Source organism: Coleofasciculus sp. G3-WIS-01, from assembly GCF_040223135.1.
Classification (GTDB): domain Bacteria; phylum Cyanobacteriota; class Cyanobacteriia; order Cyanobacteriales; family Coleofasciculaceae; genus Coleofasciculus.
Genome location: NZ_JAVJZI010000197.1, coordinates 1 through 13,063, shown reverse-complemented (window position 1 = coordinate 13,063; position 13,063 = coordinate 1). Strand labels below are relative to the sequence as shown.

Here is a 13,063-nt window from a genome sequence, read left to right as displayed (position 1 = left end):
TTGTCCCTAAACCCGCCCATACAATTGTCCCTACACCAGCCACTACCATCCTCCATACCCACGCCCCTACAATTCACCCTAAACCCGCCCCTACAACTGTCCATAAACCCGCCCCAACAATTTTCCCTAAACCCGCCCCTACAATTCTCCCTAAACCCGCCCCTACCGATTCCCTAACCCCGCCCCCACAGTGTCTACTAAAGGTAGTACAGAGGATTTAACCCTTGATTTTGGTGACTAAAGCGACGCTCTAGACAGTCTACCCAAAATTTCACTTTTTAATACATCCTGCTGTTGATTGCTTTGAACAATGACGGCGACTTGATTATTAAATATCTCAATATACCGTCGATCGCGTTCATTAAAACTTGTCTTAAAATAATCAGGAACCTCAGGATAATCAGCGGAGTTATCCTCAGAAAAATTCCCCGGTTTGCGCTTGTTGAGTAACTGCGTCACTCCCAATAACTCCCCATCACGGCTTAAAACCGGCATACAGAGCAAACTATAGGTGCGATATCCAGTTTCTAAATCCATTTGTTTGGCGTGTAATGCGCCAACATGGTCATACAAGTCATAGGAAATCATCATCAGTTTACCTGATGCTGCCACTTGACCGGCAAAACCCGTACCAATTTGACAACGAATTTTCCCAACACCAGGAAGTTCCGTCCATAAATCACCACGTTGGCGATCAACTAGCCAAAGGATACTGCGATCAGCATTGGTCAAGTTTTGCGCCGCATCCATTACTTTTTGCAGAATTTCCTGGGATGTCCAATTCCCTTGACTAATCGAACTAATGGCTAGCCATAACGCATCGATGGCTTGTCGCCCCTGAATGATACGCATTTCTCGATAAAAAGATTGTACCCCTTCCAGAATGGGGAGAATAGAGGGGACAGATTGAGCCAGTTGCTTTTCATCGGCTTTCCTAAACCCTTTAGGGTCAATGCGTTCAGATAATGGTGCGCCGCGATCGCTAGTGGGTTTAAGTTTATTGTACAATTCCATAATTGCCACCACATTCTGCTGCGAATTGACGATGGGATAGACTAAATGACTATGAATAGGATAGTTCTCAACTTGAGGGGTAGCCGTTTGAATTAATGTCGAGAGGCTTTGATGCTTATGATTCACTCGATGTCGCGTTAATTTGAATGTCAAATCGCAATTTTTTCCATCAACAGCAATCTGGACTTCCCTAATTTTGCCAATTTTATCATCAACAATCAACGACCAAAACTCCTGATGATCGCTATTCAAGATAAAAATTGTACTTCGTTCAGCATCTAGGGACTTTGCTACCGATTTAGCGACAAAATTTAGCATGTTGTGCATCACTTCATCACTATGGTTGCCCACGGCTTGACTTAGCATAACTAGGGTATTGTGAACCCCTTCTTTGGGTTGAATTTGGGCAAGCTGTTTTAATGTTTCATGGGTTTGGGCATAGTGCAGAATCACACCCACTCGCTCGTTAAACACTTGCATCGACTGGCAGTCATGCTCATCAAAACTCCCTTTAAATTGTGCAGGCGGTTGGGGCCAATCTTCAGGTTTATAGGACGGAAAATTTCCGGATTTACGTTTATTAACTAACTGCGTCACGCCAATTAATTCACCATCGGCGTTAAATACAGGCATACAGAGTAAACTACAGGTGCGATAACCCGTGGTGCGGTCAAATTTTCGAGAATTTGTTGCATCAGGATGATCGTAGAGGTCAAAGGGAATATTTAGGGGTTGACCCGTTTTAGCCACTTTACCTACAAATCCCACACCGACAGGGACTCGCATTTGGGTCAAGGAACCATCAGCTTGGGGAATTTTTGTCCACAAATCATGGCGATCGCGATCCAAAAGCCATAAGGTACTGCGATCAGCATTCATGAGTTTCTTTGCTGCGTCCATCACCCGTGGTAGGATTTCTTGAATATCTAAACTACTCTTATCGAGAGAACGAGTGGCTTCTGCTAAAGCGGCGGTTGCTCGCAGTTTCTTTGTGGCACGATAACAGGATTGACAGCTTTCTAGAATGCGGCGAATTGCTGGAATAAATTCTGCCAATTGCTTTTGATCACGTTGGCTAAATCCGTGGCGATCAATTAACCAATTTCCCTGATTATCCAAGTGTTTAGAGCGCTTTAATTTGTTGAGTAATTGAATAACGGCAAGGACTTGGTGGTTTTCATTTGTAATTGGTAATGCCAATACATTATAGGTATAATAATTATACTTTTGGTCATATTCTTTAACCAAATCAGACCGAGAATCTTGGTAAACATTCGATCGGATATTAATTAAGTTTCCCGTTTTGGCAACTAGACCCGCAATTCCTTCCCCTAATCGTACCTGAATATCTAGAAATTCACTTCCTTCATTCTCAGCCACGACTGACCAAAGTTCGGTTTTATCTTCGTTGAGTAAAAATATAGTTGCTCGATCGGCGCTGAGTAAATCGCCGATTTGTAAGGTCACATCTCGCAACACTTCATAAAGCGCCTGCGCCGAATCTCTACCATCGGCTACACAAGCTAGTTGAGAGACTAATAGTTTTCGCTCCAGTTCAGCCAGGGTTTTCTGAAATTTGGCATACTGAGGTTCTGGTTCTAAAGCAGCCAGGTGTTTTTTTAACCAACTGGGGTTAAAAACTGACCGATAAATGCGATTGTGAACTTTTAAAATCCCCCCTTGTTTGACCACTAATCCTGACAGTCGCAATTCCATTTGTTCGGGACTCTCATCAGCAATAATTTCTCCGCATCGATTGGGGGATGTTCTCAACTCCGATATTCCCCGGATCGGGGATGAATGAGACGAGGATAAGATTTTTTGGTAAAGCTTTAAAAGTGGACGAGTGCGTTGTTCATTTCTGAGCAAGCGATCGCGAATGGTGCGTAAATGCTCCGGTTCATCGTGGCTTTCCCAGTTTTCCAGAATGCGCGATCGCACGAGTTGCTCAACCCAGTTAGATTCTTGTCCTAGAGGCGGTGCATCTTCAGCTTCAACAATTAGCTTGCAGAGTTTCTGGGTTAAAAAAGGTTGTCCCTGGGTCCAACTGAGTACCGCTTTCATCAGTTCCTGGGAGTTGGCAGATTTGACGGTTAATCCTTGGGTAATAGGTTCGGCTTCGTCTAAGCGAAAACCCGTCAGTTCAATCGCTTCTCCACAGTTGAACGGAAGACTATAGGCTTGGGAACGAATTAAATCTGTCGGCGACGCCACGCCTAAAATCGCAAAGGTGAGGCGATTATATTCCGGTTGATCGGCGCGATTATTATGACAAGCGCGAATTAAACCAAAAAAGTCATTCACAGAAAATGGCAAACGGAGAACACTATCGACTTCATCGACAAAGATGATTAATTTTTTTCCCAAAAGCGATTCATGTTTGAGGAGAACATCTTTAATAAATCGCACCAATCCCTGGGTACTGGATAAGCTTCCATAGTTGCACCACCAGCTATCAAAGTCGCCAATTTTATCCAGGAGATGAAAACTATCGGCTAGGGTATAGGTGATACTGCCATAAAATTCACTTGGCGTAATATCGGGACTAATAATTTCGGTCAAATCAATTGCAGCACAGGCAATTCCTTCCGACTGGAGTCGCGTCATGGTTTGCACTCGCAAGCTAGACTTCCCCATCTGTCGAGAGTTCAGGACATAACAAAAGAGTCCAGCTTTTAAGGCTGTATAGAGAGCGCGATCGGCTTGTCGCCAAACATAGGTGGGAGCATCAGCCGGGAGACTACCACCAACTTTATATTCATACATGCTTTACTGAATAAGTATTGTGGTGGGGGTAGGATGCAGGGGAATCCTGTAAAAACGTAGCCTGTTACGTCTGGAAGTAGGGGGAGCAAACTTCGAGTATTCTTGGGTGAATCCTCGATAAATCCATAATAATTGGTTGAAGCCTAGTTTTCCAAGGGATTTGTTTGTGTAGGCATCCTGCTCCTGTACCCAATAAAGACAGTACAATCGTTTTATGTCCATAGTGATTGGCTGTTAAGAGTTTTGAGGGCTTCAGGATGAGTCACTAAATAATCCTTGAGCCAGTCATAACCTCTGGCTAATAATTCCTCTAATCCTTCAACCATTAACTTGCTTGCTTGTCAGTTGGCAGAATCGGTTTAAGGTCAGAAACATTTGAGAGCGATTGGGGAACTTTGTTAGGTTCAAAAAACGTGATTTTCCCTTCAAAGAGACTCCTCATGCTCTTTTGAACACTGGTTAAGTTTTTTTCTGCTTCTTTCGTTACCTTAACAAGTCCCATATAGGTCAATAAGGCTGGACGAGACGACTCGCTTGTTCTATTGATTATCTCTACCCAAGGATTCAAGTAAATTTTCAAATCATCTTCATCAATTATCTTAGATTTTTTCATCACTTCAATTTGTTGTAGATAATCTAAGAATCTATCAAAATTGTCTCGAATAGCAGCCTCGACAAATTCAGGAACATTTTTTCTGGGAGTATCGATGTCTTTGTCTAAAAGTTCCTGAAATCTTTTTTTGCCTGCATTTAAGCTTGCCTTGATATTGGTTTCACTTAAAGCCTTTATCAAATCATTTTCTTCAATAATAACAAATCTGTTGATAGGCTTATTGGCCGTAGGAAACAATTCCACAAAGCAAACTTCATTATCCAACATCTTCCTAACATTTAGGGTTTCGCTTTGTGTTTCAAATTCTTTAAACTTTATGTCCAGAAACTCTCGGACTTTCCATCGTTGGTTTTTCTTGTATTCTCTGACACCATTTTGAACAGCCAAAGCAGCGAATAAGAGTGTAATTGGAGAAGATAAAGCATTGATTAAGTATGAATAGGATTCTATAGCATCTTTATGAGCATCTAAGAAATTTATATTGTGCTGAATAAAAGGTTGAAGCAAAACAGGATGTGTAGTGATAGTGGCAGTTGTTAAAGTGAAGCTTCCTAGTAGTGCTGTTGTTACCAGACTTGTGTATTTCATGTTCGTCATGTCTTTGTTATAGGTGAATGTTTTCTTGCTTAGGTTTAACTTTAAAGCCATCTATATTTTCTCTGAAATCGAGAGAGTGCCACTTTTCCTGATCGACCTCTATCTCTTCTGGCAGATTTATAGATCAGATGGCTTGAAAGCCTTGTCAATTGGGAAAAACCACCCTGTAGGAGTCAAGAAATTTGCCCCATAGAGAGTAGACAATTGCTAAATTGGCTATCAAGGCGGCAATTTACCCCACGTTTCACAGCCTCCCTTAACCGCGAATCCTCTGCCCCTGTCCGAACGTTCTGCCGTCCAAAACCCCATGCTTCGCTACGCCGATGCTATCGGCTGGACATACATCTCCCCCGATGAATGACAAAAGCAGTAGTTTAGGGGTAATACCCAATCCGCCTTTGGAACCCCTTTTTTGCCTTGGCGACTAGAAGTCGCAGCTACACAAACTTTCGTCCGCCTGCGCGGACTAGCTTATAAAGGGGGTGGCTAACCCGGATTTGGTATAAGAGACAAGAGATCGGGTGAAACCATCGCTAAGTAGGGTCTGCTGTAGGGAGTCTTGTGGTGGGGGTAGGTGTTAAGTATTAGGTATTAGGTATTAGGTTTTGGTTGCTCCAACAGAACGCAAGCCTGAGTGTGTTTTTTGACCCCCAATAGCTGTATTTCTTACACTTGGCTAACGGACAATACCGCTCAAAGCATTGATTGACGATATTCAAGAACGTAACTGTTCCAAAAAACCATTCAACTCTTGCACTAGCCAATCCTTCTCGCTTAACTTAAGATATTTACCGAAACGATGAGTGCGAACCCCTTCGACAATAGCACAAGACCGAATGGGTTGACCGTTTGAATTGTAGCGAATGTCTATCTCCAGTCTGTCAATATCTGCCGTTCGTCCCTTGCGCCAATATCTTAATCCCAGTATTTGCCACTGCAACTGAAAAGTTTTTTTATCAATTTTCAAGTAGATGTGACTGAGAAACTTGTCCCGAATGACGATTAATAAGGGTAGGATGGCGATTATAAAAGGCCACACACAAATTAGTCCAATAAATACTATTAGGGAACCCACCACCACATACCATGATAAGAATGGAATATCTACAAGGATATAGTCACGGTGTTTTTCCAAGAAGATACGATTACTTATTGATACAGGCGGCTCAATGAATGAATTTTGATCAGCGATTTCACCCTGTAACGCAATTAAAGCCTCCTGAGCCGAAGCAAATCGATCTTCAGCAACGGGTTCGAGCATTTTCTCTAACCAGTTCGCTAATTCTTCTGACTGTACCTGAGCGCGAAAATCAATCTTGAGGCGGCGTTGAGGTAAATCGCCTGGAGAACGATGAGTCACTAAAAATAATAAGGTTGCCCCTAAACCGTACAAGTCAGACGTAATATACCCTTGTCCTCGAAACTGTTCGGGTGCCATGTATCCATAGGTTCCGACAACTGTACTTCCTTGAGTCAGAGTGTTTCGATAAACATTTTGGACTGCCCCAAAATCAACTAAAAATACATTTCCTTTTTGAGCCAGAATAATATTTTGGGGGTTAATATCTCGGTGAATAACGGGAGGGTTCAAATTATGGAGATAGTCGAGAATTTCCAAAATTTGTCTGGCAATTTTGAGAACTTTGACCTCATCTGGTTGCCATCCTTGTTTGACTAATAGGGATAGAGACGTTCCAGGAGCTAATTCTTGGACAAGATAGAAACAGCGATTCTGGGGCGTTTCGACCTGAAAATAATCCAAATACTTGGGAATTGCCGGATGATTTAAACGGGAGAGAACTTTGGCTTCACGTTCAAAGAGTTCCAAGACTTTCCAGTCCGTCATACCTACTAAAGACAACGCTTTGAGTGCCACCTTTTGACCCGTTTTTTGGTCTTGCGCGGCGTAGGTTGTACCCGTTCCTCCACTACCCAGAATATTGATAATCTGATAGCGTTGAGCGATACAATCTCCTGGATTATGTCCGTTCATAATCATCCTCCGGTTTCAGGTGAGGATAACGCTGATGCAGGTGTTTCATAAAGGTGGTTACTTCCTCAACCACCCACTCCCGTTCCCGTTGAGAGATGAACTGGGCAAATTCAATTCGTTGATGGGACATTTGGGTAAAAAGTCGGCATTTGCGTACAGGTATTTTATACCGTTCGGATGTTTTGGTTAACTTGGTTTTTTCGGTATACTGGGTAATAATTTCGATCCAGTTAATATCTGCGGTTCGTCCCTGAATCGTTTTTTTGAACCCCAGTAGCGTCCACTGTAACTGAAAGTTTTTTGGGTTAATCTTGAGTTGAATGTGGCTGGCTGCACGCAACAGAATATTTAACACCGATAGATCATGTAGTATAAAGATAAGACTGATGTATGCCCCAACAAAGAGCCAGGGACGGATCACCAGGATCATCCGATAAAGGTGATTTGGGATAGCGATCGCGAAAAAGGCTAGTAATGTGGTTGGAATTAAGAGCAAACTCCATGCCACAGGATTCAAATACCCACCCGTTCCCCTAAACCCAGCCGGCGGAATTGTGAGTTCTAACTGTTCGTTTGTGGCGGTCAATGTAATCTGACTTCCTACTGGACGACGGCGATGTTCTACTATAGGCTGGATCAGGGTTTTGGGATTTTGCAAAGCGTTTAACGCTGCCCGAGCGGAGAGGAATCGATCCTCCACCACGGGTTCTAACATTTTGTCCAGCCAGTCGGCAAACTCTGGCGACACATTCACACGAGAACGAAAGTCAAGTTTTAACCGTTTCTGGGGTAAATCGGCGGGGGAACGGTGAGTGAGTAGAAATAGTAAGGTAGCAGCTAAACCATACAAATCAGAGGCGGGATAGGCTTGTCCTCGATCTTGTTCCGGTGCCATATAGCCAAAGGTACCAACCACAGTCATACCCTGGTTACGGCGATTCCAATAGGCATGACGTACTGAGCCAAAATCTACCAGAAACACCTGTCCATCCTCTCGGCGGATAATATTTTGGGGTTTGATATCGCGATGAATAATCGGGGGCGAAATGTGGTGAAGATAAATTAGGGTTTCTAGGATTTGGATGGCGATATCCTTTATTTCATCTTCTTGAGTATGCCAACCACTTTGAACCCAATCAAACAGCGATCGCCCCGGGGCTAATTCCTGAACAATATAAAATAAACGGGTTTGGGGAGTATCCACCTCAAAGTAGTCCAGGTAATTGGGGATAGCTGGATGATTGAGGTAAGATAGCACTTGGGCTTCCCGTTCAAACAGATCCAAGTCTTTCCAGTCTTTGATCCGGCGCAAGGACATTTCTTTGATCGCCACCCGTTGATTATTACTTTGATCTTGCGCCTCGTAGGTTGTCCCCGTTCCTCCCTGCCCCAAGATAGCTATGATACGATACCGTTGAGCAATGATATCCCCAGGCTGATGCGATCGCTCCATACAAAATTGCCCGAATTGATATCTTTATCATAAAGTCGTCATTAGTCATTCGTCATTGGTTATTGGTTATTCGCCTCAAATCTAAACGACAAGAGGGCGGGTTTTGTTGATAAGTTATCGGTATACCCATCAATTAAATGGCTAAACCCGCCCCTACAATACGATATAACTTTTGCCTCCTTCTACCCTTTTACCTGTCATTGGTCATTTGTCCTTTGTTGAGTTTTCCGAGGCTATCGCTGAAGCTAAACCCTGGGCGAGGTCAACAATATCGTCTTTCCGGGCAATTTGGTCACGCCATTCTTGGGGAATTTGTTCGACACCGTAATATAGTCCCGCTAATCCTCCTGTAACCGCCGCTGTGGTATCGGTATCTGAGCCTAAATTAACCGCTTTTAACACAGATTGGGCATAAGATGTACTGGTTAAAAAACACCAAAGTGCGGCTTCTAAGGTATGAACAACATAGCTTCCCGATTGAATCGCTTCCATGGGAAACTGGGCGATTTCTCCATCTAAGATTCTGGCGAATTTATCGAGTTCTGAGGTATAGGGGGGTTGATTGTAAATCTCCTGAATTCTTTGAATTCCTTTAAAATAAGCGGGTTCTGGATCATCCCGTTCTAATAATCGAATTGCTATACTGATATAAATCCCACATGCCATCTGAGAACGGAGATGGGCATGAGTAATGCTAGAAACCTGATGGACTCTTTTAATCAATTCAGGAAATTCTAGAGATTGATAATAGAAAGCCATGGGCAGAATTCGCATCAGTGAACCATTGCCATTACTCATTTCATCCGTACATCCTGACTCTAAGGGTGAAACCTGATCCCAACGCAGGTGGCGCAGGGCTGTAGCTGTCGTCATCCCAATATCGAAAACCGTTCCGTGAGGCGTCCAATAGTTTTGATCATGCCAACGACAAAACGATTGTGCGATCGCGTCGAGGGAAAATCCCTGACAGAGGCTTTCGGCTAAACAGAAAGTGAGAGAACTGTCATCTGACCAAGTTCCTGGGGGCTGATTATAGGTTCCATAGCCCTGCATAGAGGTGACAGGCTCGCGCAGGCGTTCCTCCCTTGTGGTAAATTCCACAGGTACGCCCAAGGCATCGCCAACACAGACTCCTAGAAGTCCAGCTAGAATTTGAGCATGGCTTATCTTCATCAATCATTGCCTCCAAACTTGAGAAGCTTAAAAAAGGTGGGCTAAGCCCACCCCACAACGATGACATATAAAAAATGATCTATCATCAATCAGCTCATTAATGAGTCTTCAAACCACTCCAAGTTTTATTCTGTCTTACTTTGACACGCCGTCTCTGTATTCTGATCAGGCTTTAGGCTGGCTCTTTACTCATTACGACATCTCCTTCTGGAGTCTTTTTCGAGGCTGAGTCATCGAAAAACTTGAGGTAGAAAAAGCCAGCGACTAACGCACCCAAAATTGGGGCAACCCAGAATAACCAGACTTGCTGAAACAGTTCAACACCCGCAAAAATAGCAGGTCCTGTACTCCGGGCTGGATTGACCGACGTATTGGTTACAGGAATACTAATCAAGTGAATCAACGTCAAGGCTAAACCGATAGCAATGGGAGCAAAACCTTGAGGCGCCCGCTGATCTGTTGCTCCTAAGATAACCATCAAAAAGATGAACGTCAGCAACACCTCGGTGAGAAAACAGGCAAACAGGGAATAGCCGCCCGGAGAATGAACCCCAAAACCATTGGTGGCAAAGGGATTTGAGCCAGTCATCTCAAAACCGATTCGCCCACTGGCAATGACAAACAAAACCGTGGACGCTGCGATCGCACCCACAACTTGTGCGGCAATATAGGGGAGTAATTCAGCCCCCGGAAAGCGTTTTGCCGCCCAAAGACCAAAGGATACAGCCGGGTTAAAGTGTCCCCCGGAAATCGGACCTACGGCGTAAGCCATGGTTAACACCGTCAAACCAAAGGCGAGGGAAACACCCACCAAACCGATACCCAAGGGATTGCTCCCTTCACCATAAGGAAATGCAGCGGCAAGTACAGCGCTACCACATCCTCCGAAAACGAGCCAAAACGTGCCGATCAACTCGGCGATACTTCGCTTTACCAAATTCATAATTAATGCTCTATTAACTGATTCAGATAGTATCAGAAGTAATCCCTATGTTTAATTAGACTTATGCTTTTACTTGGTTCTAGGCGATAAGCCGTGCTAATAAAACATCGGTTTAGTAATCGGAGCATCTACTTCAATTGTCTAAAAATGGTAACAAAAGCGATACAAAATCTCCTATCTACGGATCAAAAAAAGGTGAGCTACGCTCACCCGAAAACCCTAACATCACCAATCAGCCAATTAAGAGTTACGGCGCGACTCAAAATTGAACGGTTCAGAATCCAACTGTTCGCGATCGCCAACTATGGAGCGAATCCCCTCAATCGTCGCCGGAATCGCACGGGGGTCCATAAACATCACCTTACTACTATCACTACTGCCAATCTCTTTACCCATCTCTAGGTAATTCTGTGCCAGTAAGAACTGCAGGGCATCACGGGCAACGGGGTCACCCTTAAGCGTCTTCGCCACAATTTGCAGCGCCTCTGAAGTGGCTTGCGCCCTGAGAACTTGCTGCTGGCGTTCGGCTTGAGCTTTGAGGACAATCGCCTTTTGCTGCGCCTCGGCGTCTAAAATCGCTGCCTTTTGTCGCGCTTCCGCATCGAGTACTCGGGCTTCCGCGTTCCCTCTGGCGCTATTAACCGCCGACTCCCGTTCCCCTTCAGAGGTGAGAATTGCCGCCCGTTTTCGCCGTTCGGCGGACATTTGCAACTCCATTGAGTCTTGTACCGCTTTAGAAGGCACAATGTCTCGCAATTCTACCCGTGTCACTTTCACACCCCAGGGATCAGTCGCAATATCTAGTTCCCGCAGCAGGGTTTCATTAACTTCAGATCGCGCCGTAAAGGTTTGATCCAGTTCCAGTTTGCCCATTTCTGAACGAATCTGCGTCAGCACTAAATTCACCATTGCCGCTTGCAGATCTTCTACCTTGTAGTAAGCTTTTTCCATATCCATGATCCGCCAATAGACCACGGCATCTACGCTGATGGAAACATTATCGCAAGTGATGCATTTTTGGGGAGGAATGTCAAGGACTTTTTCCCGAATTGTTTCCTTAAATACAACGCGATCCAGAACCGGAACCATAAGATTCAAGCCGGGTTCCAGCTTTTTGCCACTGTATTTCCCCAATCGTTCCACTAATGCTTCATTCCCTTGATTAACAATCTTAATGGAGCTAGCCATCGTGGAACCGCCAAGCACCAAAATAATCAACCACGCAAATATATCCATGTTATTACCTCCTAGAATTTTAATTGTCTGCCACCTCTAAACAATGGCAATTATTTCTCAAACCGCTAAGTTAAGCGTTAACAACAATATCCACAATCCGCCAAGACCGCACAGCGTCTACGTTAATGGAAACATTATTTAAAATTTAGTAAGGGACTAGATTTTGAGGAACAACGATGAGTGTATTGCCTTGACGGCGAACGACATAAACGTTTTGGTTGGGTGCGATCGCGGCTGTTTCATCGTCACAACGCGCTTGCCAGGAATTCCCTTCATAGAGAATGCGTCCCGTCTCTCCGGGGGGAATTTCGGTCAAGGTACGGGCTTCCACAGCGTCGAGACGTTTCGCCACCTTAGCCGCCGGGAGAATACGTCGAGATGCAACAACCAGCGCCGTGGATAGCGCCAACCATAGCACCACTTGCACCGGAAACAGGGGAATAATTAACGCCACCAGCGCCACGACTAAAGCGCTAATTCCCATGGTAAAGGCGACAAATGCCGTAGGGACAAATAGCTCCACCAGACAAAGCATTGAGCCTGCCAGGAGCCAAAGTAGGGAAGGATTGAGTGACATATAAAAATCCAGTGTATCCTGGGTTGAAAGCCTTTTATTCTAGTTTAATTCGCTATCGAGGCAGAGCAGGGTTCTCCGGGGCTGGTTTTACCGAAACGTTCTGTAAATATTTGATAACATAACTAAACTTTTTTAGGGAAGGAGGAGCAGATGAGTCTAGACACAGAGCCATCTTTTTATAAAATTCGCCGGGAAAACCCCATCCCAAAAGTGGGTGGGGATGAGAGGCGAGGCAGGCTCAGGGGTTCGATACCCCGTCGCCTGCCAATAATCTATCGGGGTGACAGTTAGCCTCTGTGTTTGTGAGTCTCGATGTATTTTCTTTGCTTATACCACTAAAACATATAAGTTTTTGTGCTAATCTAAGTCGATCAAGGATTTTGGAGGTAAAACCGTCAAGCGTACCGTCTCCATCCCCGTCAACTTACCCCATAAAAGGTTTCTGCCTCTGATGGGGTTTTGTGCTGACATTTTTAATCAGCACGTTGATTGGGCGTTGAAAGAACGAACGTACAACAAAAACAAGGCTCATAAGGCAATGTATGCTGATTTGAGATTGCAATATCCCAATGTACCATCGGCACTCCTACAAACAATTCGGGATAACGCAATGGAAGCAATTAAGGCAACTAAATTCAAGCACCTCCCTCGAAAGAAGCCGACATCGGGGTTGCGTTATGACAAGCGCACCATGACAC

The 13,063-nt window shown here is 44.4% G+C and carries 8 protein-coding genes and 1 pseudogene; 1 reads left to right on the top strand and 8 read right to left on the bottom strand.

Going from position 1 to position 13,063, the window contains the following annotated elements:
- Nucleotides 1-237: 237 nt before the first annotated feature.
- The 8 genes from RIM23_RS20490 to RIM23_RS20455 all read right to left on the bottom strand — a co-directional run bounded on the left by RIM23_RS20490 (nucleotide 238) and on the right by RIM23_RS20455 (nucleotide 12,365).
- A complete protein-coding gene (locus RIM23_RS20490) occupies nucleotides 238-3,780 on the bottom strand; it encodes a GAF domain-containing protein (RefSeq protein WP_446368944.1) in 3,543 nt (1,180 codons plus the stop codon).
- Nucleotides 3,781-4,105: 325 nt separating this feature from the next.
- On the bottom strand, nucleotides 4,106-5,041 hold the full coding sequence (locus tag RIM23_RS20485) for a hypothetical protein (RefSeq protein ID WP_446368943.1): 936 nt from the start codon (nucleotides 5,039-5,041) through the stop codon (nucleotides 4,106-4,108).
- A 664-nt stretch (nucleotides 5,042-5,705) separates the two neighbouring features.
- Nucleotides 5,706-6,983 (bottom strand): serine/threonine protein kinase, encoded by a 1,278-nt coding sequence (locus RIM23_RS20480; protein ID WP_446368942.1) that lies wholly within the window; start codon nucleotides 6,981-6,983, stop codon nucleotides 5,706-5,708.
- Nucleotides 6,970-8,436: a serine/threonine protein kinase gene (locus tag RIM23_RS20475; protein WP_446368941.1), complete on the bottom strand. Its 1,467-nt coding sequence runs from the start codon at nucleotides 8,434-8,436 to the stop codon at nucleotides 6,970-6,972. The genes RIM23_RS20480 and RIM23_RS20475 overlap by 14 nt, the downstream gene beginning before the upstream one ends.
- Before the next feature lie 204 nt (nucleotides 8,437-8,640).
- On the bottom strand, nucleotides 8,641-9,609 hold the full coding sequence (locus RIM23_RS20470; RefSeq protein ID WP_446368940.1) for an ADP-ribosylglycohydrolase family protein: 969 nt from the start codon (nucleotides 9,607-9,609) through the stop codon (nucleotides 8,641-8,643).
- Nucleotides 9,610-9,781: 172 nt separating this feature from the next.
- Nucleotides 9,782-10,552, bottom strand: a complete 771-nt coding sequence (aqpZ, locus tag RIM23_RS20465; protein ID WP_446360049.1) for an aquaporin Z — start codon at nucleotides 10,550-10,552, stop codon at nucleotides 9,782-9,784.
- 240 nt (nucleotides 10,553-10,792) lie between these two features.
- On the bottom strand, nucleotides 10,793-11,788 hold the full coding sequence (locus RIM23_RS20460) for an SPFH domain-containing protein (RefSeq protein WP_446368939.1): 996 nt from the start codon (nucleotides 11,786-11,788) through the stop codon (nucleotides 10,793-10,795).
- Nucleotides 11,789-11,933: 145 nt separating this feature from the next.
- Nucleotides 11,934-12,365 carry an NfeD family protein gene (locus RIM23_RS20455; RefSeq protein ID WP_446368938.1) on the bottom strand — a complete coding sequence of 144 codons (432 nt, stop codon included), beginning with the start codon at nucleotides 12,363-12,365 and terminating at the stop codon, nucleotides 11,934-11,936.
- Nucleotides 12,366-12,861: 496 nt separating this feature from the next.
- On the opposite strand from RIM23_RS20455, the pseudogene RIM23_RS20450 reads away from it, so the two are divergent.
- Nucleotides 12,862-13,063: pseudogene (locus RIM23_RS20450) on the top strand (RNA-guided endonuclease InsQ/TnpB family protein); the annotation flags it as partial.

What these genes read in the sequence shown, in the direction of transcription:
- RIM23_RS20460 (WP_446368939.1), bottom strand. Translation starts at nt 11,788, where the DNA reads ATGGATATATTTGCGTGGTTGATTATTTTGGTGCTTGGCGGTTCCACG.
- aqpZ (WP_446360049.1), bottom strand. Translation starts at nt 10,552, where the DNA reads ATGAATTTGGTAAAGCGAAGTATCGCCGAGTTGATCGGCACGTTTTGG.
- RIM23_RS20475 (WP_446368941.1), bottom strand. Translation starts at nt 8,436, where the DNA reads ATGGAGCGATCGCATCAGCCTGGGGATATCATTGCTCAACGGTATCGT.
- RIM23_RS20485 (WP_446368943.1), bottom strand. Translation starts at nt 5,041, where the DNA reads ATGGCTTTAAAGTTAAACCTAAGCAAGAAAACATTCACCTATAACAAA.
- RIM23_RS20470 (WP_446368940.1), bottom strand. Translation starts at nt 9,609, where the DNA reads ATGAAGATAAGCCATGCTCAAATTCTAGCTGGACTTCTAGGAGTCTGT.
- RIM23_RS20480 (WP_446368942.1), bottom strand. Translation starts at nt 6,983, where the DNA reads ATGAACGGACATAATCCAGGAGATTGTATCGCTCAACGCTATCAGATT.
- RIM23_RS20455 (WP_446368938.1), bottom strand. Translation starts at nt 12,365, where the DNA reads ATGTCACTCAATCCTTCCCTACTTTGGCTCCTGGCAGGCTCAATGCTT.
- RIM23_RS20490 (WP_446368944.1), bottom strand. Translation starts at nt 3,780, where the DNA reads ATGTATGAATATAAAGTTGGTGGTAGTCTCCCGGCTGATGCTCCCACC.